Source organism: Stieleria neptunia (assembly GCF_007754155.1).
Lineage (GTDB): Bacteria > Planctomycetota > Planctomycetia > Pirellulales > Pirellulaceae > Stieleria > Stieleria neptunia.
The window spans coordinates 8,817,974-8,842,185 of the sequence record NZ_CP037423.1 but is presented as its reverse complement, the minus strand read 5'-3'; the positions used below and the strand labels follow the sequence as shown (position 1 = coordinate 8,842,185).

Here is a 24,212-nt window from a genome sequence, read left to right as displayed (position 1 = left end):
ATGGGAAGCGGAAAGCGTATCGCCGCGTCTTTTCAAGGGTCAAGCCGGAATCACGCTAATTCGCGTTGCTAGCCGGCGGCTTGTCGGTTATCCAGACGGATCGCGGCGGCAGCTTCTTGAGCTTAGCGGATTGACGAGATCCTGCCTTCACCGCTACCACTAAACCGAGCGAACCCGATCTACCGACCCCGAGAAGAACAGCTTTTTTTGATGGCAAAGAGCAACGGCAAGAGCCTGGTGATCGTCGAATCACCCGCAAAAGCACGCACGATCTCGAAGTTTTTAGGCGCGGCTTATCAAGTCGAAGCCAGCATCGGGCACGTCCGAGATCTGCCCGAGGGCAAGAAAGATGTTCCCGATAAGTACAAGGATCAGCCCTGGGCCTACCTGGGCGTGAACGTCGACGAGGGGTTCGAACCACTCTATATCGTGCCGACGGAGAAAAAAAAACACGTCAGCAAATTGAAGGCGGCACTCAAGGAAGCGGACAACCTGTATCTGGCGACCGATGAAGACCGCGAGGGTGAGGCGATCAGCTGGCACCTTCACGAATTGTTGAAGCCGAAAGTGCCCGTGCACCGGCTGGTTTTCCACGAAATCACCAAAGAAGCGATCACCGACGCGCTCCAGCACACCCGGGAGATCGACCAGGGCTTGGTCCGGGCTCAGGAGACGCGACGGATTCTCGATCGCCTGTACGGCTACGACATGTCGCAATTGCTGTGGCGAAAAGTCGGCAGCGGGACCTCGGCCGGACGGGTGCAAAGCGTCGCGGTGCGATTGATCGTCCAGCGGGAACGGGAGCGAATCGCGTTCGTCAAAGCGACTTATTGGGACATCGACGCGGTGTTCCAAACCGGCAGCAAGGAATCGTTGCCCGCGACCCTGACCCGGTACAACGACAAAAAAGTGCCGACGGGGAAGGATTTTGATTCCGAAACCGGCAAACCGACCAAGGCCGATTTGCTGTTGCTCAGCGAGCAGGAAACCAACCAGCTGGCCGAAACCTTGCGGACCACCGAGTTCGCCGTTTCCAAGGTCGAGGTCAAACCGTTTTCCGAACGGCCCCGAGCACCCTTTACCACCAGCACCCTGCAACAGGAAGCCAACCGCAAGCTGGGATTTGGTGCCAAACGCGCGATGGGTGCCGCCCAAAAACTGTACGAAAACGGTTACATCACCTACATGCGGACCGACAGCACGACGCTGTCCAAAGAAGCGATCTCGGCGGCCCGTTCGCTGGTCCAATCCGTGTACGGCGAAAAGTACTTGCATCCGAGTGTGCGAGTGTACAAGGGCAAGGTTAAAAACGCCCAAGAGGCTCACGAAGCGATTCGCCCGGCCGGTACCAGCTTTCCGACCCCGGAATCGCTGCGGGGCCAGCTGGATTCGGATCAATTTCGGCTTTACGACCTGATCTGGAAGCGGACCGTCGCCTGCCAGATGGCCGACGCCCGCAAGCAGCGAATCAGCGTGCTGATCGAAGGCGGCGGAGCGACCTTCACCGCGACCGGGACCAGCATTCTGTTCGAAGGTTTTCTGCGAGCCTATGTCGAAGGCAGCGACAACCCGGAAGCGGAATTGGCCGACAAAGAGCGGATCCTGCCCAACGTCGCCGAAAGCGATCCGTTGGTTCCCCAGTCGATGGATCCCAAGAGCCACACGACCCAGCCGCCGGCGCGATTCACCGAAGCCTCGTTGACCCGGACGCTGGAAGAAAAAGGGATCGGGCGCCCCAGCACGTTCGCATCGATCATCGGCACGATCACCGACGAACGCCGAAATTACATCGGCAAGAAAGGCAACGCACTGGTCCCCAGTTGGCGTGCCTTCAGCGTCACGCGGTTGATGGAAGAGCACTTCGGGACGCTGGTCGATTACCAGTTCACCGCCGACATGGAGGACTTTTTGGACTCGATCAGCCGCAACGAAGGTGGATCGGAAGAATACCTGCGACGGTTCTATTTCGGCGACGACGGTCCCGCCAGCGATGCGATCAAGCAATTGGCAGCCGACCACAACGTGGCGCTCAAACCGCGGCTGGAAAAGAAGCTTGAAGAGATCGATCCCCGCGTGACCGCGCGGTTTTTGATCGGGACGCCGACCGAGGGTGAGCACCGCGAAGAAGTGTTCGTGCGGGTCGGCAAGTACGGACCGTTCTTGGAACAGGGCGAGCGCAAGGCGCCGATTCCCGAAGGCCTGCCGCCGGACGAATTGGATTTGACCAAGGCGATCGAATTGCTCGATGCCGGGCAGGTCGAAGAGGAGCCCTTGGGGAACCACCCGGAGACCGGGAAGCCGATCTACGTCAAAATCGGCCGCTTCGGGCCCTATGTTCAGCTCGGCGCACCCGACGACGAAGAAAAGAAAAACCAATCGCTGCTTAAGGGCATGGCGATTGAAGATTTGACGCTGGAGATGGCGTGCAAACTGCTCGAGCTGCCGCGAACGCTGGGGAATTTCCCCGACAACGACCAGCCCATCCAGGCCTTTGACGGTCGCTATGGGCCCTACGTCAAATGCGAAAAGGAAACCCGCTCGCTGCCCGACGGAGTCTCCCCGCTGGAGGTCACGCTTGAGGAGGCGATCAAGTTGCTGCGCGAGCCCAAGCGGCGTGGCCGCGCGGCGCCGAAGGAACCGATCAAGGTGTTTGAGAACAAGTCGCCGGTGACCGAGGCCGAAGTCAAGGTGCTCGACGGGCGCTACGGTCCGTACGTGACCGACGGCGACACGAACGCCTCCTTGCCCAAGGGCGCCGATCCGAAAGAGCTGACGTTCGAGTCGGCGATCGACCTGCTGGCTGAACGGGCCGCCAAGGGCGGATCGAAGAAAAAGAAGAAGAAAAAGGCCGCCAAAAAGAAGAAGGCGACGAAAAAGAAGTCGGCCAAGAAGAAAGCGACGAAGAAAAAGGCCACCAAGAAGAAGGGTGTCAAGAAAAAGGCCTAGCTGAAAGTGGGATAGGCTTCCAGCCTGTCAAATCCGCTGCTCCACTTGTTCCCAGGCTCCGCCTGGCCCGCGAGCGATTTGTTTTCTGTGTTTTAAGAGGTTTTAGCGGCAGGGCGCCAGCGGGTTGTCGTTTTTGTGAGCCGCGGGCGCGTCAGCGGCCGGGCACTGCGACGCTGCCCGAGGCCTTACGGCCAGCGGCTCACCATTGACTCAGCAGATCCCGACTCAATCGACAGCCCGCTCGCGCCCTGCCGCTAAAAAATCATTCACGGCTCCGCCTCTGGACGGGAACCGCGTGTGGCCGAGCCACACCGTCCTCGCGTTGCCAGCCAGAGCCTGGCAACGAGGACGAAGCCTGTCGAATCCGCTGCCTCCCGACAGGCTGAAAGCCTGTCCCACATCGAAACGCACTACTCGGCGGGCCGAAAACTGACTAAACTTCGCGGCCCCACCGAAAACATTCGAACATTTTTTACCCCCACTCACTTTTTGGAGTTCCCTATGCCAAGTGGCATCGAACGAGTCCGCGAGATCAAACGCCTTCGAACGCGACGTAAAAAAGTCGCCAAATTGCTGGCCCGAGCCAAAGCCGGGACGATGGAAAAGTCGGAAGTGGTCCGAAAACTGAAGCGATTGACGCCCGGTGCGGATGTGATCATCGAGCGCGAAGGCCTGAAGTCCTAAGGCATCAAGCCGATCGGTCCTTCCTGTCTCGGGCAGCTGGTCTGAGACGGCCAGAAAGTCGAGCGCCAAGAATTTGAGCGTCAGGATGTCGAGGGTGGGCAAGTCCCGGCCCTCTCACCGCCTGTGTCGCCGCAGGATTCCTCACTCGCCCTGCCCTCCCCTGCCCCGCCGTGAGGCTGTCTCGGCGACAACGCGTTCGGCATAGCGGTTCGCGGTGTCGGCCGTGTCCGTCTCTTCCGCGCGTCTGCCGAAATTTCTCGGCGACGTCTCTGAACCACGCCTCGGCTTGAGGCGTACCTGACGCTTGACGTCTATCCCGACCCCTACCCCCACAGACGAACATGACAACGACGGAACAGCGGCGTCCGATGATCGAAGCGGACGGACTGAGCAAGTTCTATGGTCCGTTCGCGGCAGCCCGCGAGGTTAACTTTTCGGTGTTGCAGGGCGAACTGGTTGCGTTTCTCGGTCCCAACGGTGCCGGAAAGAGCACCACGATGAAGATGCTGACCGGCTACATCGCACCGAGCGAAGGTGAAGCGCGGATCGCCGGGCACAACATGATGGATGACCGCATCGAGGGCAGTCGTCACCTGGGTTATCTGCCCGAGAGTGGTCCGCTGTACATGGAAATGACGCCTTCGGGGATGCTCGATTTCTTCGCCGAGGCCCGCGGACTGGTCGGGGCGAAGAAGCGAGACCGTGTCGAAGCGGTTGTCGAGATCTGTGACCTGTCGTCGGTGATGTACAAACCCATCAGCAAGCTTTCCAAGGGTTTCAAGCAACGGGTCGGGATGAGCCAAGCGTTGTTGCACGATCCGGACGTGTTGATTTTGGACGAGCCGACCGCGGGTTTGGACCCCAACCAAATTCGTGGCGTCCGCAAGACGATGCGGAAGCTGGCCGAGACCAAAACGATTCTGCTGTCGACTCACATTTTGCAAGAGGTCGAAGCGATGGCCAACCGTGTCGTGATGATCAACGAAGGACGTCTGGTCTATGACGGCGACGTCCAAGGATTGCGTGAACACGGCAACGACGATTTGGACCAAGCGTTCCATCAGTTGACGCAGTTCGACGCGTGATAGAACTGTGGGATAGGCTTCCAGCGTGTCATCAACGACAGGCTGGAAGCCTATCCCACGAATGAATGACAGGCTGGAAGCCTATCCCACTGTATCCCACCCCACACCTTCTCTGCCCGATTCGCTATGAACCCCAACATCGCCGCGTTGTTGAACCTGGTCGTCATGGATGCCATTTTTCTGTGCATCGTGTTGGCCGTTTTCGGCTTGGTCGCCGGAACCAAACGCGCCGCCTTTGCGGTCATGAAACGCAACTTCGTCGGCTACTTCAGTAACCCGACCGGCTACGTGTTTCTGTGCATCTTCGTCTTCCTGACGTCGGTCGCCGCGTTTTGGCCTTACGAGTTCTTTAACCAAAACCTGGCGACGCTGGACCAGCTGAATTACTGGTACCCGCTGATCATGCTGGTGTTCATTCCGGCGATCACGATGAGCATCTGGGCCGAAGAGCGGCGCGCCGGGACGGATGAGTTGTTGCTGACGCTGCCGGCGGACGATTTCGACATCGTGATCGGAAAGTACATGGCCGCCGCGGCGATTTTCACCGCCTCGCTGTTGTTCTCGCAGTTGAGCACCTTTGTCACATTGACGATTCTGACCGACGGCGGACTGGACACGGGGCTGATCTTCACCACGTACATCGGGTACTGGTTCGTCGGGGTCACGATGATCGCGATTGGGATGGTCGCGTCGTTCTTGACCGGCAACCTGACCGTCGGATTCATCTTGGGGGCGTTGTTCAACGCACCGTTGGCATTCGCTTCGCTGGCCGATTCGGTGGTCGGCAGCGGCGAAGCGGTGTTCGGGATCAACTTTGCCGAACTGATCAAAGAAAGCGGGATCGCCCGGCCGTTCGACGATTTCGGCCGCGGCGTGATCAGCACGTCCTCGACGATTTACTTTGTCCTGGTCACCGTGGTCGCGCTCTACATGTGCATGGTGCTGATCGGCCGTCGTCACTGGACCGGCGGCAAAGACGGCAACACCATGGCGTATCACTATCTGGGCCGGATCATCGCCCTGGTGGTGGTCACCGCCAGCGCCGTCGTCTTGTTCCGCAACCGCGACATCGTTCGCCATGACATGACCGAAGGCCAAGTCAGTTCGCTGGCCCCGGCGACGACCAAATTGATCCAAAACCTGGAGTCCGATCGGCCGATCAAGATCGACGCGTACATCAGCAAAGACATTCCCGAGATGTACGCCCGGACCCGCTACGAGTTGGTCAACTTGTTGAAAGAGTTTCAAAGCGAAGCCGCCGCCAGCGGACGAACGATCGAAGTCAATCTGTTTGATGAAATCGATTTGTTCAGCGACGAAGCGGCCGAGGCAGCCGATCGTTTCGGGATCGAACCGGTCACGCGAATGGTTCGCGAACAGGGTTCGTATCAGCAAAAACGAATCATCATGGGGGCCGCGTTCCGGGCCGGCCTGGAGAAGGTCGTGGTGCCGATTTTTGAGTACGGCATTCCGGTCGAGTATGAATTGGTCCGGTCGATCAACACCGTCGCACGCGGCGAACGCAAACGTGTCGGCATCGTCCGCACCGATGCCCAGTTGATGGGCGGCATGTCGATGGCCGGCATGCAAATGCGACCGATCGAAAAGCACCCCTTGGTCGATGAGCTGAGCAAGCAATACGAGGTGGAAGAGGTCAGCTTGGAAGCTCCGATCGGTCCCGGCGTCTACGATGCCTTGTTCGTGGTCCAGCCGTCCTCGCTCGCACCGCCGCAGTTCGAACGGCTGCTGGAGGCGATCAAGGCGGGCGTGCCCACGGCGGTCTTCGAAGACCCGCTGCCCTTTGCCCGTCAAGACATCACGGCCACGGGAGAGCCCAAGCAGCAACCCGGTGGCATGTTCGGCATGGGCGGCGGCGGGCAGCAACCCAAGGGTGACATTCGCGAGCTGTGGGACATCTTGGAACTGAAAAGCACCGGCTCGCCCGGCGTCCAGTATTACAACAGCGACATCGTTTGGCAGGATTTTAATCCCTATCCGAACCTGGACATGAACGTCGATCCGTTCTGGTCGTTCATCGATGAAAACGCCCCCGGTGTCGAGCCCGGCCAGGCTCTCAGCGCCGCTAGTCCGATCACCGATGGGCTGCGCCAGGTGTTGGCACTCTACGCCGGAACGGTCCAGCCGGCCGACGGTGCGACGTTGACGCACACGCCGTTGCTGGCCACCGGAACGGCCAGCGGAACGCTGCCGGTCACCAAACTGGTGCAGCTGATGCAGACCGGGATGGAAGGATTGTCTGGTGCCATCGAAGGTCCGTCGCCTAACCAGGTGTTGGCGATGACGGTCGAAGGCAAGCAGACCGCCGCCGATCCGTCGGCCGAGGCAGAGGGCGGATCCGGAGGGGACGAAAACCCGATCCGCGTCGCTTATGTGGCCGACATCGATCTGATGTTGCCCGTGTTCCTGCAGATTCGTGCCGACCCGAATCAAGCAACCGATCTGCGATTCCAGTTCCAAAACGTCACGTTCTTGCTCAACACGATCGATTGGTTGACCGGAGAGACGGACTTTATCGACGTTCGGAAACACGAACCGATCTTCGCCAGTTTGAAGATGATCGATGCGGTGAAAGAAACCGCCAGCATGGATGTCCGCGCCAAACGAAAGGAGTTTCAACGGCAATCCGAAGAAGCGATTCGTGAGGCGGAAGAGGCCCGTGATGAGCAGCTCAAGGAGTTGCGAGAGGAAGTCACCGAGTTGCAGAAGAAGAGCAAGGACGGCAGCATCCCAAGGCCGCTGATCGATGCCAAATCGATCGAATACCAGACAAAGTCCGAACGGCTGCAGCGGGCGCTTGCGGTCAAACGCGAGAAGTTCGAACGCGAAGCCGAGCGGAACATCGCCAAGATTCAACGCGAGTCCGACCAGCAGGTCACGGCGATCCAAAACAAGGTCAAAGCCTATGCGGTTGCGTTGCCCTGCATCCCCCCGCTGATCGTCGGCGTCGTCGTGTTTGCCTCGCGCCGATTGCGAGAACGCGAAAACATCAGCAAGTCGCGGCTGAAATAATTTGATCCCAGCGTCGCAGTCTCTGTCGGCCGCACGCACTCACCTTTCCATAAAGCGTCAACACGTTCGTTACGAGAGATTTGACGGTGAACGAAACACAAAAGACCGGAATTTTCTGGGGCGTCGCTGCCGTGGTGGCATTGATCGCTGCGATCGTCTCCTGGCCTTCGTCCAACAACGATGACGGGGGGGATATCGGCAGCGTGATCGGGACTCCGCTGTTCTCCGAGTTCAAAGATCCGCTGACCGCGGCCAGTTTGAAGATTGTCACCTTCAACGAAGCCCAAGGTGAACTCAAGAATTTCGAAGTCCGCAAGGACGCCGAGTCCGGTCTGTGGACGATCCCGTCCAAGGGCGGCTACCCGGCCGACGCGATCGAGCAAATGCGCGATTCTGCCAATGCCCTGGTCGGTCTGGACGTCTTGGACGTGCCCACCGACAACCCCGAAGATCACCCCGGGATGGGAGTGGTGGAGCCAAAGCTCGAGGATCTGGAGCCGGGTGACGAAGGCGTCGGGCGATTGGTCACGTTCAAGGACAGTTCGCAAAAGGTGCTCGCATCACTGATCGTCGGCAACGAAGTCAAGGGACAGGAAGGCCAGGTCTACGTTCGCAAGCCGGGGCAAGACCCGGTCTATGTGGTCAAGCTGGACGACACCCCGCTGTCGACCGAATTCCAAGAGTGGATCGAAGAAGACCTGCTGCAGCTGAGCAGCATCGACATCGACAACGTCGAACTGAAGGACTACAACGCTTCGTTGGGTTTGCAAGGCGTTTCGTTGACGAAGAATTACGACGTCGAATTGGCCAAAGACAACACCACGTGGACGCTGACGGCGCTGAAGGAATACGACAAGACCAATCCGTTGGCCGAGCCGACCTTGGTTCCGGTTGAACCAGGCAAAGAGCTGAACTCGCAAAAGTTAAACGACCTCGCCAACGCACTGGATGACTTGAAGTTCGTCGACGTCAATCGCAAGCCCGAAGGCATCAGCGCCAACCTGAAGGCCGACAAAGACTTTGCGGCCGACCAAGAAGCCGCCAATCAGCTTGCCGGGCGAGGGTTCATCCCGGTTCCACTGGGCCCCAATCGCGAAATCGAAATCCTGTCCGCCAACGGCGAGCTGACGGCGACGACCAAGGACGGCGTCAAGTACATCTTGCGGTTCGGCAACATCAGCGGGATCGCCGACGATGACAAGGGTGATGAGGACGACGCCTCATCGGCCGATGGCAGCGATGGCTCCGGCGGCGTGAATCGCTACTTGATGGTCAGCACCGTCGTCGATGAGTCGAAATTCCCGGTGCCTGAATTGAAGCCGATCCCCCAAACGCTCGAAGAGTTGGACGCGCTCGACAAGCCGGCGCCGCCGGCGGACGAAACCTTGCCCACGGAACTGAATCCGGCCGCAGAGCCTGCCCCGGCGACGCCGGAAATGAAAGCAGCCGAACCGCAAGCCGCGACCGAAGAACCAGCGACCGAAGAACCGGCCGATTCGAAGGAAGTGGTTGAAACGGAAGTCGCCCCGAAAGAAGACGCTGCGGCGGAATCGCCCGCTGAGAAAGACGGCGAAGAAGCGAGCACGGAAACGGAGCCGGCCGAGCCCGAAGCAACCGAATCCGCTGACTCTGGCGACGACGTCGAGCCTGCGGCGGGTGAGACCGATGCCAGCGGCGAAGGCGAATCGACCACCGTCGGTGAAGCCCAGGAAGAAGTCGACGGGCAAGCGTCTGAGGAAGGCGGCGAAGAAGTGGCGAGCGACGAGGGCGACAGCAAGCCCGCTGAAACAACCGAGCCCGCTGAAATGCCAGAGCCGGCTGCCAGCGATGCACCCTCAGCCGAAGTCGAAGAGACCGAAGAGGAAAAACTGGAACGGTTGGCCGCGGTGCAAGAGAAGATCACCAAGGAAAACGAACGCAAGCTGGAAGACCGCAAGGAGAAGCTCCAGCAGGCACGGCTGACCAGCCAGGCGCTCAACGAGCGTTTCGCCGACTGGTACTACGTGATTCCCGAGGCGACCTATTCCAAGCTGCGAATCAGTCGTGAAGAACTGTTCGACACCTCCGGCAACGCCGCACCCAATCGGGCCGCCATGCCGCCGGGAATGCAGAACATGCAGATACCCGGTTTTCCAGGGAATTAGTGGCCGCTATTCCGCTTGATTTGTGAGACGCCGTTACGTACGACGGCCCTTCCGGGCCGTCGTCTTTAGGTCCAAAACCCGGGGACAGACCCCGGGCAAAGTACTGGTCGTTGAGACCAATCTGCTAAGCGTTCTTACGCTGCCGCGGTCGTCGCAGTGCCAGCCCCATCAATCCGGTAGCGAATATCGCGAACGAGGATGGCTCGGGAACATGTTGCAGCACATGGTTGTCGATTGCGATTCCGCCATTGATGTCGATATTTGTGAACCACGAATATCGGGCACCGCCAGTGGTTGCGATCGGGTCGCCACCGGTTCGGGTTTCTGTAAACAGAAGTGATCCGCTGCTGTCCAGCAAATTGAGATCGGCAAACAGATCGCCTGATTCTTCGCGGAAGATGTGCTCAAAGGTGTACCAGCCGCTACTTGTCACGACGAAGTGATTGAGGGTCTCCAGATCTTCACGCGGATCAAAGTTCGTGTTATTGCTGCCGCCGACCAAGAGGTCGCCGGTCGACGTATCCTTTGTGACGTGAAAGATGAAATCTTGTTGATGGGCACCCGATGAACTGCTCATTGCAGTCGAGTAATCAAAACCTTCGCCAAATGCCCAGCTTGTGTCTAGATAGATGTCAACGGCAACGCGAATGCCGCCGGGCCAGGCGGTGTCGCTGTTGGAGTCGGCAAAATTGGAGAAGGGGCCGGAGAGGCCAGGCCCTGGGGTGGTGGTTTGACTTGCCGTGGCATGGAAGGATCCTGAACTCGATGCGATTCCATTGGTCCCCGATGAGACCTGTTGCAGGCTCCCGGTCCAAGTGCTGCTCTCGTCAAACCATCCGTTGGTGTCGGTCTCAAATCCTTGACTGAAAATCGTTCCGGCGCTCAATTGCTGCGACGACCAGATCAAGGAAAGTCCTAGGGCCAAAACTGTAAGTCGCTTTCTCATTCGTTCTCTCGCGTGTGGGGGAGGGCTAAGTGGGCGCGGTCGACTCGGCCGAAGCTCACTAGCTAAAAAAGGGGGATTCACAGTACCGGAGGGGTGGTGGCTGGCCTTCCGGAGGGGTGTGAAGGTGAGGGCAATGATATTTCGTTCACGTTCGTGTTGCAACTTGTGCACGTTCTGAAACGACTGATCCCACACCGACGAAGCCTCCGTGCCACGCGCGCGGGCTCAAGAACACGTAGAGAGTGAAACGTAGAGGGTGGGCGGCACCAATGCGTTGGCGACACCAATTCGTTCCCGAGATGGGGCGCGGCAAAGAATCCGTGGGTTCGCGCTGCCATCGGTGGGTTTTGTTGCGACGGTCAAAGCCCCGGGGACAGCGAGGTTGAGCAGCTTTTCAAAGACACTCTCCCGCACAGAGGTCGAGCCGTATTGAAGCCGCCCTTCTGGCAGGAGGGGCGATCGCAGCGGGGGGCGAACGGTGAATCGCGAGTTTTACTTTAGCTGCCAGATTCGCGTTCGAAGCAGCAACGAGAACCCTCTCCTCGCTACGCTCGACTCTCCCAGGGGGAGAGTGGCGAAACCCCTTTGAATTCGACGACTCAAGAACTGCACGACCTGCACGCAGGAGGGTTTTCTATGAACTTGATGCGTGGCGGCGTGCCGTTGAGTTCGGCCGCGACTACTTGGCTGCGGCGAAGCGCTCAGCGACGGCGTCCCAATCGACGACGTTCCAGAACGCGCTGATGTAATCGGGGCGACGGTTTTGGTAGTTCAGGTAGTAGGCGTGTTCCCAGACGTCCAGTCCCAGGATCGGCGTGCCGCTGATCCCGGCGATGTCGGCGCCCATCAGCGGGCTGTCTTGGTTGGCCGTGCTGCCGACCTTGAGTGTTCCGCCGTCGACGTACAGCCAAGCCCAACCGCTGCCGAAGCGGGTCGCCGCGGCGTTGTTGAACTGTTCCTTCATCGCATCCAGGCTGCCGAAGGTGGAATCGATCGCTGCGGCCAGGTCGCCGCTGGGGCTGCCGCCTTTTCCGGGGCCCAGAACGGTCCAGAACAACGAGTGGTTGGCGTGTCCGCCGCCGTTGTTTCGGACTGCGCCCTGCTTGTCCGCAGGCACGCTGGCCAGATCCGCGATCAGGTCTTCGATCGACTTGGATCCCAGGTCGGTTCCTTCGATCGCCGCGTTGACTTTGGTCACGTAGGCGTTGTGGTGCTTGCCGTGGTGAATCTCCATCGTCTTGGCGTCGATGTGGGGTTCCAGGGCGTCCAAAGCGTAGGGAAGTTCGGGAAGTGAGTAAGCCATTGCGAGCTTTCTCCGAGTAGAGGGTGGTTTGTTCAGTGATTCGTCTCGCATTGATTTCGTCCCACACTTGGGGGCGAGACCTCTTCTCCAAAACGATAACGACCGTGGCAACCGTGCGCAAGTGGGTCGTGGCGATTGGGGGCCAGCGACAGATGATTTGCGCGCCCGCGCTGGTGTTTCGGCTTCAGAGACCGTCCAGCTTAAGGCGATCGCTTTGCTGATGTACGATGGCCCTTCCGGGCCGTCGTCGGTAGGACTCACCGCGACGCCCCGGAAGGGACGTCGTACAGGTTGTCCGCGACGCCCGGGAAGGGACGTCGTACCGCATCCGCCGACCCCTTAGGTGGACCGCGGCGCCTAAAGCTGGGCTTCGATCGCTTTGACCAATTCCGTGTCGTTGGGTTTGGTCGGTGGGGCGAAGCGGTTGATCAGATTGCCTTCTCGGTCGATCAGGAATTTTTCAAAGTTCCAACTGACGTTGCCTTTTCCGGCCGGTTTGACGTCCTTGCTGGTCAGGTATTGGTACAGCGGCGTGGCGTCGTCTCCGTTGACATTGATCTTGCTGAACATGGGGAAGGACACGTTGTAGCGTGAGTTGCAAAATTCCTTGATTTCCGCCTCAGTGCCGGGCTCCTGGCCGCCGAATTGGTTGCAGGGGAATCCGAGGACGACGAAGCCTTTTCCCTTGTACTTGCCGTACAGCTCTTCCAGGCCGGCATATTGCGGTGTCAGGCCGCACTGGCTGGCGGTGTTGACGATCAGCACGACGTTCCCCTCGTAATCCTCCAAGTCGACCTGTTTGCCGTCGATGTTCTTCATTTTGAAGTCGAGGGCGCATTCATGGTCGTGCTGGTGTTCGCCCTGGGGGGCTTCGTCGGCGTGGGACATCGTGGTCAAGGCTCCGAGACAGAGGACGGCAGAGAGGATCAGTCGCATGGGGAACTCGCTTTGAGGTGGGGAGGGACTTTGGGGGGATTGTTGCAGATTGGCTGGAAAGTCAAGGAGAGTGGTGAAAGAGAGTTCGGTGTTGGTTGCTGTTGGGCTTTTGTTGGTGTGCAGGCTTTAGCCGCCAAGTCGCGGAGGCGGCTGAAGCCTGGGCACCAACGATGGACGCGTCTTTTGGCACAATTTTTGACTTCTGCGGGGAGTATAGCGGGGGTGCTAGTGGCGACGGGGGGCCGTGGGGATTAGGTTTGGCGTTCGGTCATTTAACGCCGTGATTGCTTGACTTCGCTGACCAATAGTGGCAGCATCTCGACCGCCTTCCAATTCTCTCCTCCCCCCGTATAGATACTGACGATGGAAAACCGGAAAAAGCTTCTCACCGCAGGGTTTCTGACCCTGGTTGCCGCAGGGATCGGATTTGCCGTCCGGGCAGGACTGTTGGATGTTTGGTCAAAGCAGTACGGATTCACGATGACCGAGCTTGGCCAGATCACCGGCGGGGGGTTGCTGGGGTTTGGTCTGGTGATTCTGTTCGCGGGCTTGTTGGTCGACTTTGTCGGCTACAAGACGCTGTTGGTGATCGCGATGGCGTGCCACTTGATCTCGGCGGTCATGCTGTTTTCGGCGACGCCGGTGTTTAACGCGGCGGGCAAGGACGCAGTCTACAGCGTCTTGTTTTGGTCGGCGTTTATTTTTGCGTTCGGCAACGGCATTTGCGAGGCGGTCATCAACCCGCTGACCGCGGCGATCTATCCGGAACAGAAGACGCACTACTTGAACATCTTGCACGCCGGATGGCCGGCCGGGCTCGTGCTCGGCGGGCTGATCGTGTTCCTCAAGGGCAGCGTGGGATGGGAGATCCTGTTGGCGACGTATCTGATTCCCGTCGCGATGTACGGATTCATCTCCGTCAAAGAGCCGTTTCCGCAGACCGATGCCCAGCAGGGGGCGATTTCTTACGGCGGGATGTTTGCCAAGCTGATCGGTCCGTTCTTTGTGATTCTGTTGATCGCCCACGCCTGTGTCGGGTACGTGGAATTGGGGACCGACAGTTGGATCAACAAGATCACCAGTGGCATTCTCAAGAGTGCAACCTTGGGGACGGCGTTGTTCATCTACACGTCCTTGTTGATGACCGGGCTGCGTTTCTTTGCCGGGCCGATCGTGCACAAGATCTCGTCGTTGGGGCTGTTGTTGATCAGCGCCTGCACCGGTGCCGTTGGGCTTTATCTGATCAGCATCGGTGACAGCGTGCCGTTCATGTTCTTCGCCGCCACGGTCTACGCGTTGGGCAAAACGTTCTTGTGGCCCACGATGTTGGGTGTCGTTGGGGAACGATTCCCGCAAAGTGCGACCGTCGCGATGGCCCTGATGGGATTTGTCGGGATGACATCCGCCGGTTTGCTCGGCGGCCCGGGGATTGGCTACAAGCAAGACTACTTTGCCTCGCAGTACATTCAGGAGAATGCCCCGGAGACGTTCCAACGTGTCAAAGCACCCAACGAAAACCAGTTCCTGGTGTTCCCTCCGATCACTGGGATCGACGGTGCCAAGGCGGGGATGCTCGCCGACAATGGCGAATCGATCGTGTCGGACGTCGAGATCGCCGGCGATCGCATCGACGAAGAAGAGTTCAAGGGATTGCGGGCGCAGTACAAGTGGTGGCAAGAGAACAAGGACTTTGCGTCGGTGGATGCCGAGCCGGTTGCCGAAGCGACGTTGCACGGCAGCCGAATGGCGATTCGTGTGACGGCCTTGGTTCCGGCGACGATGGCGGTCCTGTATTTGATTTTGCTGTTCGGGTTCAAGGCCCCCAAGCAAGTCGATTCGGAAGAGGCTGAGGAGATTGCCCAGACCGGTCCTGCCGAATATTGATCCGGTCGGTCCTTGAAAAAATGCGTTCAACGCCCCGATTCCAGCTGGATTCGGGGCGTTTTTTGTTGGATTTTTTTCAGCCGCCCTGGGGCCCCTAAGCAATTCGCTCGCCACAGTTTAGAATCCGCCCCAATCGGCAGTTTTGATCCCCTTTCCCTTCCCCCCGAATTAGTCAAGATCCGTGCTACGCACCCACAACTGCGGCGAGCTCCGCAAAGAACACGTCGGAACTGAAGTCACTCTTTGTGGGTGGGTTGAGAATAAACGCGATCACGGCGGCGCGGTGTTTATCGATTTGCGTGACCGATATGGATTGACCCAGGTCGTGATCGGGCCGCCCGAGGCGGATCAGGCCCAGATCGATGCGGCGGGACACGTCCCGGCCGAAAGCGTCATCCTGGTCCGTGGCAAAGTGGCCAACCGCTTGGAAGGCAAGACCAACGACAAACTGGCCACCGGGGCGATCGAAGTGCGTTGCCCCGAACTGGAAATCCTGAACGCCTGCCAGACGCCGCCGTTCACGCCCGGCCAAGCCGATCTTCCCGGTGAGGACCTGCGGCTGAAGTACCGTTTTCTGGATCTGCGGCGGCCCGAGATGCTGCGGGCGATGGTGCTTCGCAGCACGATCATCAAGGAGATGCGTGACTACTTCGCCGAACATGATTTCATCGACGTGGAAACACCCATCCTGGGTCGCAGCACCCCCGAGGGCGCCCGCGATTACCTGGTCCCCAGCCGCGTGCATCCGGGCAGCTTTTACGCGTTGCCGCAATCCCCGCAGCTGTACAAACAGATCTTGATGGTCGCCGGGTTCGACCGTTACGTCCAAGTCGCCAAGTGTTTCCGCGATGAAGACTTGCGTGCCGATCGCCAGCCCGAGTTCACCCAGTTGGACCTCGAGATGTCGTTCGTCGACGCCGATGACATCATGGGGTTGATCGACGGCTTGGTGGCTCAGACGGCAAAAAACGTCCTTGGCAAAGAAGTCCAATTGCCATTGCCACGAATGACCTATGACGAGGCCATGCGACGGTTCGGGCACGACGCCCCCGACCTGCGGTTCGGCATGGAAATCGTCGATGTCACCTCCGTGGCCAAGAAGACCGAGTTCCGCGTGTTCCGGGCGACCGCCGATGCCGGCAACTTCGTCCGCGGCATCCGCGCCGAAGGCGCCGCCGAAAAATATTCCCGTCGCCAAATCGACGAGCTGACCGAATTCGTCAAAGACTTCGGCGCCAAGGGATTGGCCTGGTTCCGCGTCGAAGAAGACGGTTCGTTGTGGAGTCCGGTCGCCAAGAATTTTGATGCCGAACACCTGGCCGAGATCAAGACCTTGATGGCTGGCGAGCCCGGTGACTTGCTGATGTTCCTGGCCGACACCTGGGAAGTCACTTGCAAGGGATTGTACGCACTGCGAAAACGGCTCGGTGCGGAACTGGAGCTGTACGATTCCGAGCAGCTGCATTGCAGTTGGGTCACCGAGTTTCCGATGTTCGAGCGCGACGAAGAATCGGGCCGCTGGGTGGCGATGCACCACCCCTTCACCGCACCGCTGGAAAGCGACCTCGAGAAACTCGAAAGCGATCCGCGGGCCTGTCGTGCCCAAGCCTACGATTTGGTCATCAACGGTAGCGAAGCCGGTGGCGGGACGATTCGGATTCACGACCAGAAGACGCAATCGAAGGTATTTGAGTTGTTGGGGATCGACGAGGCGACCGCAGAAGACCGATTCGGGTTCCTGCTCAACGCGCTGCGGTTCGGTGCACCGCCCCACGGCGGGATCGCCTTGGGGGTCGACCGCTGGGTCATGCTGTTGGCCGGTTTGGAAAACATCCGCGAGGTGATCGCGTTCCCCAAGACGCAAAAGGCGTCGGACTTGATGACCGAGGCTCCCGGGGCGGTCGACCAAGACCAGTTGACCGAACTGCATTTGCGTAGCCTGGCCAAGAAAGCCGAGTAGAATCGAGTCAGCAGCAAGCGGCAAAGATGTGGAGCCCTATCCCACTGATGCACCCAGCGCCTAAACGCCCCAATCCACGACGAGGATATTCGAGATGCGACGACGTACTGCAATTCAAACCCTGGCTGCCTTCGGGGCGGTTGGCCTTTCCGCGACGACGCGATCGGCGGCGCTGTCTGCCGAATCCGGCGACGGACACGATTGGTTGCGCAAGACGCTGAAGATCGGGATGATCGGAGTCAAGGGTTCGCTGGAGGACAAATTTCGGGCGGCCAAAGAAGCGGGATTTGAAGGTGTCGAGGTCAACGTTCCCGGAATCGATGTCGATGAAGTCAACCAGGCGTCCAAGGCGTCGGGATTGATCGTCGACGGCAGCGTGGGCGGCACGCACTGGAACATTCGGCACAGCGATCCTGATGCCGCGGTCCGCGCCCAGGCACTGGACAATCTCAAGCGTGGCATCGAAGAGACCGCAGCGGTCGGCGGTGATTCCTGTCTGTTGGTCGTCGGTCATGGCAAAGACGGCACCGTTGAAGAGGTGAACCAGCGCTCCAGTGACAATATTCGCGCCGCGTTGCCGACCGCCGAAAAACACAACGTCGCGATCCTGGTCGAAAACGTTTGGAACCATTTCTTGTATGACCACGCCGGCGGAAGCGATCAGTCGGTCGAGCCGCTGGCTGAGTACATCGACCAGTTCGACTCGCCCTTGGTCGGGTTGCAATTCGACCTCGGCAATCATTGGAAGTATGGTGACGTGGCACAGTGGGTGCGAGACCTTGGGCCGCGGATTAAAAAGCTGGACATCAAAGGGTTTTCAAGAGCCGAGAACAAGTTCACCAAGATCACCGAAGGCGATGTCGATTGGCCCGCGGTCGAAGCGGCGTTGCGAGAAATCGGGTTCAAGGGTTGGTGCGCAGCCGAAGTCGGCGGTGGTGACCTGGCGCGTTTGAAGGAAGTTGCCGGCAACATGGAAGCCGCCCTGCACTGTTCAGTCAACGCGTAGTAAGTAGGTCACGCTGTGCGTGACGGGTGGCTAGCAGAAAACTTCTTCCGTCACGACTCGTTCCCAGGCTCTGCCTGGGAACGCAATGCACCGCCGGCTCTGCCGGTGCACTCGGAAGGCGGAGCCTTCAAGACCGTGAGTTCCCGGGCGGAGCCTGGGAACAAGGCTGAGACCCTACCGCTACCAGAAAAGGGGCAGTACGACGCCCCTTCCGGGGCGTCGTGCGGAGCCGCACGAGCGACGGCCCGGAAGGGCCGTCGTACAACCAAGATTTCTTCCAACGGTCTGACACCCGTGCCTGAACCAAACGAAAACAGCCCCTGCCATGTCTCGGTGATGCCCGACGAGATCGTTCATGGGGTGAGTGAATGTTCTCCAAGGATCGTGATCGATGGGACCTACGGGGCCGGCGGTCATTCGCGTCTGTTGTTGGATGTGGTCGGCGACGGTGGGATGGTGATCGGGCTTGATCGCGATCCGGCAGTGCTCGCCCGCGTCGAATCCGAACCTGCGGTGGATCGCTTGTCGGTGTTCTTGGGCAGTTACGAGCAGGCCGCCAAGGCGCTCGAGGCCAGCGGGCTGGAGTACGCCGATGCGATGGTGTTGGACCTGGGGCTGTCGAGTGATCAGTTGGCCGATCGGGATCGTGGGTTCAGTTTTCAGCACGACGGTCCGCTCGATTTGCGGTTTGATCCGGAGAACGGAATTCCGGCCAGTGAATGGTTGGCCAGGAACAACGAAAAGGCGATTGCCGACGCGATCTACCAATTCGGCGAAGAACGGTTCAGTCGACGGATCGCGCGGGAGATTGTGGCGCGGGCCAAGCGTCGTGAACCGGTGCGGACGGTGGCGGCGCTTGTTGAAATTTGTCGTCGTTGTGTCCCGCGCGGCAAGCATCACGACATCCATCCGGCGACGCGGACGTTTCAAGCGTTGCGGATCGCCGTCAATGAAGAGTTGGAGATTCTCACTCGCACGTTGGAGCAGGCGCCCGAGTGGTTGTCGTCGGGCGGCCGACTGGCGGTGATCAGTTTTCACTCGCTGGAAGACCGGATCGTCAAGAATGCATTCCGCGACGACGATCGCTGGAACGTGTTGACCAAGAAGCCATTGCGTCCCAGTCAGGAAGAGGTCGCGGTCAATGCGCGGTCTCGCAGTGCCAAGTTGCGTGTGGCAGAGCGGGTGTAACAGCTCTACCTTCGCGAGCGTTCGCGACCGGGCACGTCGTGTACCCGGTCCGTGAGGTTTTCGGAGATGACTGTAGCGGAGGACTCCGTGCCATCAACGATCGTCAGCCCGTGGCCGCAAGCTGACCGCGTGAACCCCACGCGAGGCGAACTCGCGGAAGATAGGTAGGTCGAATCGACGGCGCGGTGCCGGAGTGGTTTGCCAGGGCCTCCTTTTTCCGCAAACCAATAGATAGCAATGGTTTACGTTCCGGGAGTGGATTTCCAGCGGGCACCTGAACTGCGTCGATTCAACCCAATCGGTAGCCTAAGAGTACGCAGCGAGCCGGTGTGGTCAACCGCAGATTCCGGAGTTTTGAGACTGCCAACGCAGCCCCGTGACGGTAACCCGTTGAGCGATGACGAGTTAAGTCTCGGAGGCCGCTCGCCGACTTTTTTCGGTAATTTGAGGCGACCGCGAAGGTCCACCACTTAGGGTGGTGTTGGTTAGGCCCGGCGGGACGTCTTGGGGCCCCCTCCGTCTCCGGAGGTCGTGCGGTTTTAAGGTCACGCTCCCTGGTAACCAGGTCGTGCAGGTTTTAAGTGGTTGATAGGAAGGGGTTTTCGTCACCCTCCCCCTGGGAGCGAGCGGAAAAGGGGTCAGGTACCAAAAACCAAATGGCCCGCAGGGTGCTTCGCATTTTTGGTACCTGACCCCTTTTCCGCGGTACCCTAAGTATAAAAAGTTGACGAAGCACTAGGTGGCGCCCATCAAGAGTGAAGTGAACATCGTGATTCACCGTTCGACCTCCCCTCGCTGCGCTCGACCCGCCTGCCAGGAGGGTGACTGAAAATCTCCACGACCTTGAGGGGCGGGAGAGCGCTATCGCTCGGCGCGTCCGGTGGGGGTCAGTCCCGTCCGGCGCGTGTTTTCAGGACGGCGTACTCGGCGACCGACTCGGCGACGAGTTTTCGCAGCGCGGATTGTCGCCGGCGATCGACAGTCCGAGGGCTGATTTCCAGTTGCTCGGCGATTTCGCGGTTGGGGCGACCTTCGATGGCCAGGTCCAGCACGGCCTTTTCTTCGTTGGTGAGCTGATCCAGGCGTTGTCTGGCCGAGCGGAGGTCTTGGCGTCGGGCGTAGGCCTGCTCGCTGCACCGCATCGCCGCATTGATTTCATCGGCCAGGGCGTGCAGTTCGAACGGCTTTTCGACGACGCTGACGGCACCGAGTTTCATCGCGTCGACGGCGGTCGGCACATCGGCGAACGCCGTCAATAGGATCACGGACAAGCAGCTGTCGCGTTGGTTGAGTCGTCGGAGCAGTTCCACGCCACCGATGCCGGGCATCCGCAGGTCGGTGATCACGCAGCCGGTCTCATTCTCCGACGTCGCCAGGAGCAAATTTTCGGGCCGATCGAACGTCTGGGGGGAGAATCCCAGCTCTCGGAGGGATTCGGCCAGGGTGGTGAGCAGCTCCGTTTCATCGTCAACGATGTACAGACGACTCGCTTCATCGGGGGCGTCAAGTTCTTTCACCGGATTCGTGCTGATCAGCGGCATCTTGGCTGTTCAATAGGTTGGAGTGATGAACGAGGGTGATCCACAGGATCGATGCAGCGTTCTGTGTGGGTCACCATGGGAGTCGTTTTCCAGAATCAGCCCAGCGTTCTGCTGCCGTTCTTCGCGGTGAGACGGTATGACGGCCTTGCCGGCGACGTGTCTCGGACGGAAGTCTCGCTGGGTACACTTTAATCGATCACTCGGCGATCGCAAAAGCGTAACCGATGCTGATTTGACGTTCAGTCTAGCAAAAACTGGGGCGAGACGGAGATACCGCCGAGTTTGTCGGGCTGATTCGGATCCCGGGATCGCTGCTCAAGGGGACTGGTGGAGTGTTTGATTGGCGATCTGGCCGGCCCGTTTGACCGCGTCCAGGGCGTCGGCGCAGGACTGCAGCAACTCCTCGCGAAGCGGACTTTCGGGCTCCCGTTGGAGCTTGATCGTGATCAATTCGAGTCTCATCGAGGCGATCGAAAGATCGTTGTTGATCTGGTGCAAGGACTTGCGGATTCGGGGATCGGATTCCATCTCATCGGAACCGGCCGTTGAGGAATTCGTTCATGCGTCCGATGGTGACTTCGGAGGAGTCCACGCCGTCGAGCAGTTTTTTGCCGAGGTCTTCCAGCAGTCCGTCGGCTTTTGCCGTCAGCGATTGGGCGGCCAGCTGTTGTTGATTGAACCAAGTGGCCAGTTTGGCTTGTTCCTGGTCAAAGGTCTGTTGCACCTTTTGTTTCATCTGTTGTTTCGAAGCGGCGACTTGCCGCGTGACGGCGCTCTGAGCGGCGTCGCGCAGGATGTCGCCCAGGTTGGTTTCCATGTTCATCGACAGGTGGTCCCACCTGCCTTGGAATCCGGCGTCGATGGTGACCGCGTCGACCGCGGCCAGGCTTTCGCGCAAGGCTTGGGTGGCCGAGAGCGTTTCGTATTTGGAATCGACTTCCAGATCCAGCCGGACGCCGGTTTGCTTGCTGACGAAACGCCCTTGGACCTGTTCGCCTTCGCTCCGCATTTGAACCCAGATTTCGCGTTTCCCGCCGCTGACTTTCACCATCGCACGGTGATCGTCGCCGAGTCGTGTTTCGGGCGCCTGGGATTGTGGCCAGTGCAAGGTCAGGCGATCGATGTCCGAGTCATTGCGTCGGTCGCGAATGTAATCGACGTTGACGACTTGGGGGCCGTCGAGTTGGAGTTGTGCCCGCAGCGGTTCGGCGAGCAGTTGTGGATCCGGAGTCAAATTTTCGACGGTGCCGGTCAGCGAGTAAGCGTTGCCGTCGGCACGCATCAGACCTTGGACCTTGCAGCGGCGAACCAGGATGTTCGGTTGGCGCGTGCTGCCGAGCAGATCGATATCGACGCCGCGTCCACGTTCGGTTTCGGGGGCGACGATGGTGTAGTTGGCCAACGTGCGTCCGCCTTCCCAGTAGTCACGGATCGTGGCGATTTGGTTCTGGACCGCTTCGCTGATCAAATCGATGCCAAAGTTTTGGGATTCGTTGAGGTTGCCGGGGACGTATTGATCGATCCGGTCCAGGTCGATTTGTTTGGCTTGTTGCAGGGAGGCGACGTCGGCTTGGAATTGGGCCGGAACGGCATCAAGTGCCGCCAGGATGGACTTCAGTTCGGCGCGTGTTTCGTCAGCCAGTCCGACCGTCCGGCCGATCTTGTCCCAGTCGCGCAGTGGGTTTTCGATCTCCTTGGCATTGGACTTGAAATCACGAACCTTTTGCTCGAGCGCGGAGGCTCGTTGGGCGAGCGACTCGTATTCACGCTGCCACCGCGCCTTGATGGCTTCGCTGCGGCGAACGGTTTCCAAGTCCTTGGCGGCCTGTTCGGCTTGGTCGCCCAGTTGATCGGTGATGCTGCCGAGCAGATTGGAGAGGACGCCCGGCTTGTCGGACAAGCTGGGGGATTCCACATCTTCATCGCGGCTGAGATGTCCGCTGGTGTCACGTTTGGCACCGATTTGCAGTCCCGTGATGCTGCCTTCGCGGGCGACCCAGCGTCGATGCAACATCGCGTTCCCATCAAGCGCCAATTCGATCGCGTCGGCGCGGAATGCGTCGCGCATCTCCTTGGCGTCGCGGGGGTCGGCGACGCGGAAGTTTTCATAGCGGATCGTGGGCGGAAACAGTTTGACTTGCGCCGTGCCGATCTCCACTTTCGCGCCCGTTGCGCTTTGCAATCCGAGGACCGTCACGTACCGGGCGACCGGGCCCAAGCCCAGACCCAACAGCACGAGCACAGCCGAAACGATCAACAGTCGTGTTACAACAAATCGCCAGCGAATCATCCTGCTGCTTTCCTTTCCTGGGAGTGACGCAATTGACGAAGCAGGTAGTTGAGTGCTTCGTCCATCGGTTGCTCGGTTTCACGGTTTGCGATGTCCCGGCCAGTCGCACCGGGGGTGGCTTCGTCGTCGCAAAAATCCTTCATCCGAATCACGTCGATCCGAGTCTCGACGGAAACCATTTGTTCGTTGGTGGGGAGCTCGTCGGACAAGTCGGTTTCGGCTTTCGTCGCGGCGAGATCGGCCGTCGTGTTGTCGTCGTTGTCCTCCGACGCGTCGATCGGAATGAAGACCGGCTCGTTGGCGAGCACGTTGTCAATCGGAATCGTCGTCGGGTCGGTCGCGCTCGGTTCGGCGAGGTCGCGTTTGCGAAGCGCGAAGCGGGGCGGTGGCACCGCATCCTGTTGATCGATCAGCACGGAAACCGCATCCGTTGTGCTGCCGCTCTCGGAGGCCTCGACTGAGGATCCGTGGGGTGACCGCAGTTCGTGTTCGCCGTCGCGTCGGTCGTCAGCTGGCAACCAATCGGCAGCGGGCGACGCGAGGGGGGTTCCGGATTCGGCGGCTTCGGTTTGCCCGTCGCTCTCAACGTCGCTCTCGCTGTTTGTGCTGGGGGCGGCCAATCGAAACAGCGGCAAGCAAATCGCGAAGATCGGAAGCACCGACAGCGATCCGATCACAAAGCTGCCGAGCACCACGGTGTTGTTCAGGTCCGTCCACGGGACCACGGGCAAGGACCACGCCTGGGCCGCCCACCGGCTGCCCGAGGGGTGCGTCAGCAGGTATTCGCCGACTTGGTGTGAGTACGGGTCCAGCCGGGTCGCCACGAAGGAAACCACGATCGCCACGACTCCCATCAACGCGTGGTTGACCTTGAAACACAACAGCATGGCCAACACGATCAGGGCCATCAAATTGCCGTGTGGGATGATTCCCAGCAGCACGCCCAACGCAACACCGCCGGCCAATTGGTGCGGGAAACGTCGTCCCGCAATCGCTTTTCGGACGTTGTTGAACAGCTTGAGCGAAAATATGACCATTGCAGTGCGCCTCCATGCGCACAGTTCACGACAGGGCATCCATCACAGGGCTTATCGGCAGGTCGGCCGCTTGATATTCAATACAACCGTCACATTTTCACTCGCCAGGGCAGTTTCCTGTCTTCTGCAGCGAATCGGGGATTTCGCGGCGCAGCGCGGCGATCCGATGGCGGCACAAAAAAACGGCTGGCGAACCGGAGTTCGTCAGCCGTTGGTGTGATCCGATCGGAGG

Annotated in this window: 17 protein-coding genes; 9 read left to right on the top strand and 8 right to left on the bottom strand. The window is 59.5% G+C overall.

Going from position 1 to position 24,212, the window contains the following annotated elements; translation table 11 throughout:
* The first annotated feature begins 210 nt into the window (after positions 1–210).
* On the top strand, positions 211–2,946 hold the full coding sequence (gene topA, locus Enr13x_RS30845) for a type I DNA topoisomerase (RefSeq protein ID WP_145390783.1): 2,736 nt from the start codon (positions 211–213) through the stop codon (positions 2,944–2,946).
* 225 nt (positions 2,947–3,171) lie between these two features.
* Here topA and Enr13x_RS40055 read toward each other — a convergent pair whose 3' ends face one another.
* Positions 3,172–3,732 carry a hypothetical protein gene (locus Enr13x_RS40055; RefSeq protein WP_231743877.1) on the bottom strand — a complete coding sequence of 187 codons (561 nt, stop codon included), beginning with the start codon at positions 3,730–3,732 and terminating at the stop codon, positions 3,172–3,174.
* Between the two features lie 239 nt (positions 3,733–3,971).
* Between Enr13x_RS40055 and Enr13x_RS30835 the strand changes: the two genes are divergently transcribed.
* The 3 genes from Enr13x_RS30835 (at position 3,972) to Enr13x_RS30825 (ending at position 9,889) form a co-directional block, all read left to right on the top strand.
* A complete protein-coding gene (locus Enr13x_RS30835; RefSeq protein ID WP_145390781.1) occupies positions 3,972–4,715 on the top strand; it encodes an ABC transporter ATP-binding protein in 744 nt (247 codons plus the stop codon).
* A 126-nt stretch (positions 4,716–4,841) separates the two neighbouring features.
* A complete protein-coding gene (locus Enr13x_RS30830; RefSeq protein WP_145390780.1) occupies positions 4,842–7,745 on the top strand; it encodes a Gldg family protein in 2,904 nt (967 codons plus the stop codon).
* Positions 7,746–7,831: 86 nt separating this feature from the next.
* On the top strand, positions 7,832–9,889 hold the full coding sequence (locus Enr13x_RS30825) for a DUF4340 domain-containing protein (RefSeq protein ID WP_145390779.1): 2,058 nt from the start codon (positions 7,832–7,834) through the stop codon (positions 9,887–9,889).
* 124 nt (positions 9,890–10,013) lie between these two features.
* Here the strand turns inward: Enr13x_RS30825 and Enr13x_RS30820 are convergent, their stop codons facing one another.
* The 3 genes from Enr13x_RS30820 to Enr13x_RS30810 form a co-directional block, all read right to left on the bottom strand.
* Positions 10,014–10,835, bottom strand: a complete 822-nt coding sequence (locus Enr13x_RS30820; protein ID WP_145390778.1) for a PEP-CTERM sorting domain-containing protein — start codon at positions 10,833–10,835, stop codon at positions 10,014–10,016.
* Positions 10,836–11,514: 679 nt separating this feature from the next.
* Positions 11,515–12,138, bottom strand: coding sequence for a superoxide dismutase (locus Enr13x_RS30815; RefSeq protein ID WP_145390777.1), 624 nt, complete (start codon positions 12,136–12,138; stop codon positions 11,515–11,517).
* Positions 12,139–12,495: 357 nt separating this feature from the next.
* On the bottom strand, positions 12,496–13,074 hold the full coding sequence (locus Enr13x_RS30810; RefSeq protein ID WP_145390776.1) for a glutathione peroxidase: 579 nt from the start codon (positions 13,072–13,074) through the stop codon (positions 12,496–12,498).
* Positions 13,075–13,437: 363 nt separating this feature from the next.
* Between Enr13x_RS30810 and Enr13x_RS30805 the strand changes: the two genes are divergently transcribed.
* The 4 genes from Enr13x_RS30805 to rsmH all read left to right on the top strand — a co-directional run bounded on the left by Enr13x_RS30805 (position 13,438) and on the right by rsmH (position 19,112).
* A complete protein-coding gene (locus Enr13x_RS30805) occupies positions 13,438–14,958 on the top strand; it encodes an MFS transporter (RefSeq protein WP_145390775.1) in 1,521 nt (506 codons plus the stop codon).
* Between the two features lie 181 nt (positions 14,959–15,139).
* Positions 15,140–16,918: an aspartate--tRNA ligase gene (gene aspS / locus Enr13x_RS30800; protein WP_145390774.1), complete on the top strand. Its 1,779-nt coding sequence runs from the start codon at positions 15,140–15,142 to the stop codon at positions 16,916–16,918.
* Between the two features lie 94 nt (positions 16,919–17,012).
* The gene (locus Enr13x_RS30795; RefSeq protein WP_145390773.1) at positions 17,013–17,924 is read left to right on the top strand and encodes a sugar phosphate isomerase/epimerase family protein; all 912 of its coding nucleotides are present in this window, start codon (positions 17,013–17,015) and stop codon (positions 17,922–17,924) included.
* Positions 17,925–18,209: 285 nt separating this feature from the next.
* Positions 18,210–19,112: a 16S rRNA (cytosine(1402)-N(4))-methyltransferase RsmH gene (rsmH, locus tag Enr13x_RS30790; RefSeq protein WP_390621120.1), complete on the top strand. Its 903-nt coding sequence runs from the start codon at positions 18,210–18,212 to the stop codon at positions 19,110–19,112.
* Positions 19,113–19,999: 887 nt separating this feature from the next.
* On the opposite strand, the gene Enr13x_RS30785 is transcribed toward rsmH, so the two are convergent.
* From Enr13x_RS30785 to Enr13x_RS30770, 4 genes are all read right to left on the bottom strand, one after another.
* Positions 20,000–20,653 carry a response regulator transcription factor gene (locus tag Enr13x_RS30785; RefSeq protein WP_145390772.1) on the bottom strand — a complete coding sequence of 218 codons (654 nt, stop codon included), beginning with the start codon at positions 20,651–20,653 and terminating at the stop codon, positions 20,000–20,002.
* Positions 20,654–20,968: 315 nt separating this feature from the next.
* Complete coding sequence (locus Enr13x_RS30780) at positions 20,969–21,181, bottom strand: hypothetical protein (RefSeq protein WP_145390771.1); 213 nt, start codon at positions 21,179–21,181, stop codon at positions 20,969–20,971.
* Position 21,182: 1 nt separating this feature from the next.
* On the bottom strand, positions 21,183–22,943 hold the full coding sequence (locus tag Enr13x_RS30775; protein ID WP_145390770.1) for a TIGR03545 family protein: 1,761 nt from the start codon (positions 22,941–22,943) through the stop codon (positions 21,183–21,185).
* Positions 22,940–23,980: a TIGR03546 family protein gene (locus Enr13x_RS30770; RefSeq protein ID WP_197455469.1), complete on the bottom strand. Its 1,041-nt coding sequence runs from the start codon at positions 23,978–23,980 to the stop codon at positions 22,940–22,942. The genes Enr13x_RS30775 and Enr13x_RS30770 overlap by 4 nt, the downstream gene beginning before the upstream one ends.
* Between Enr13x_RS30770 and Enr13x_RS38400 the strand changes: the two genes are divergently transcribed.
* Complete coding sequence (locus Enr13x_RS38400) at positions 23,973–24,200, top strand: hypothetical protein (protein WP_197455468.1); 228 nt, start codon at positions 23,973–23,975, stop codon at positions 24,198–24,200. The two genes, Enr13x_RS30770 and Enr13x_RS38400, sit on opposite strands and share 8 nt — an antisense overlap.
* The last annotated feature ends 12 nt before the right edge of the window (positions 24,201–24,212 follow it).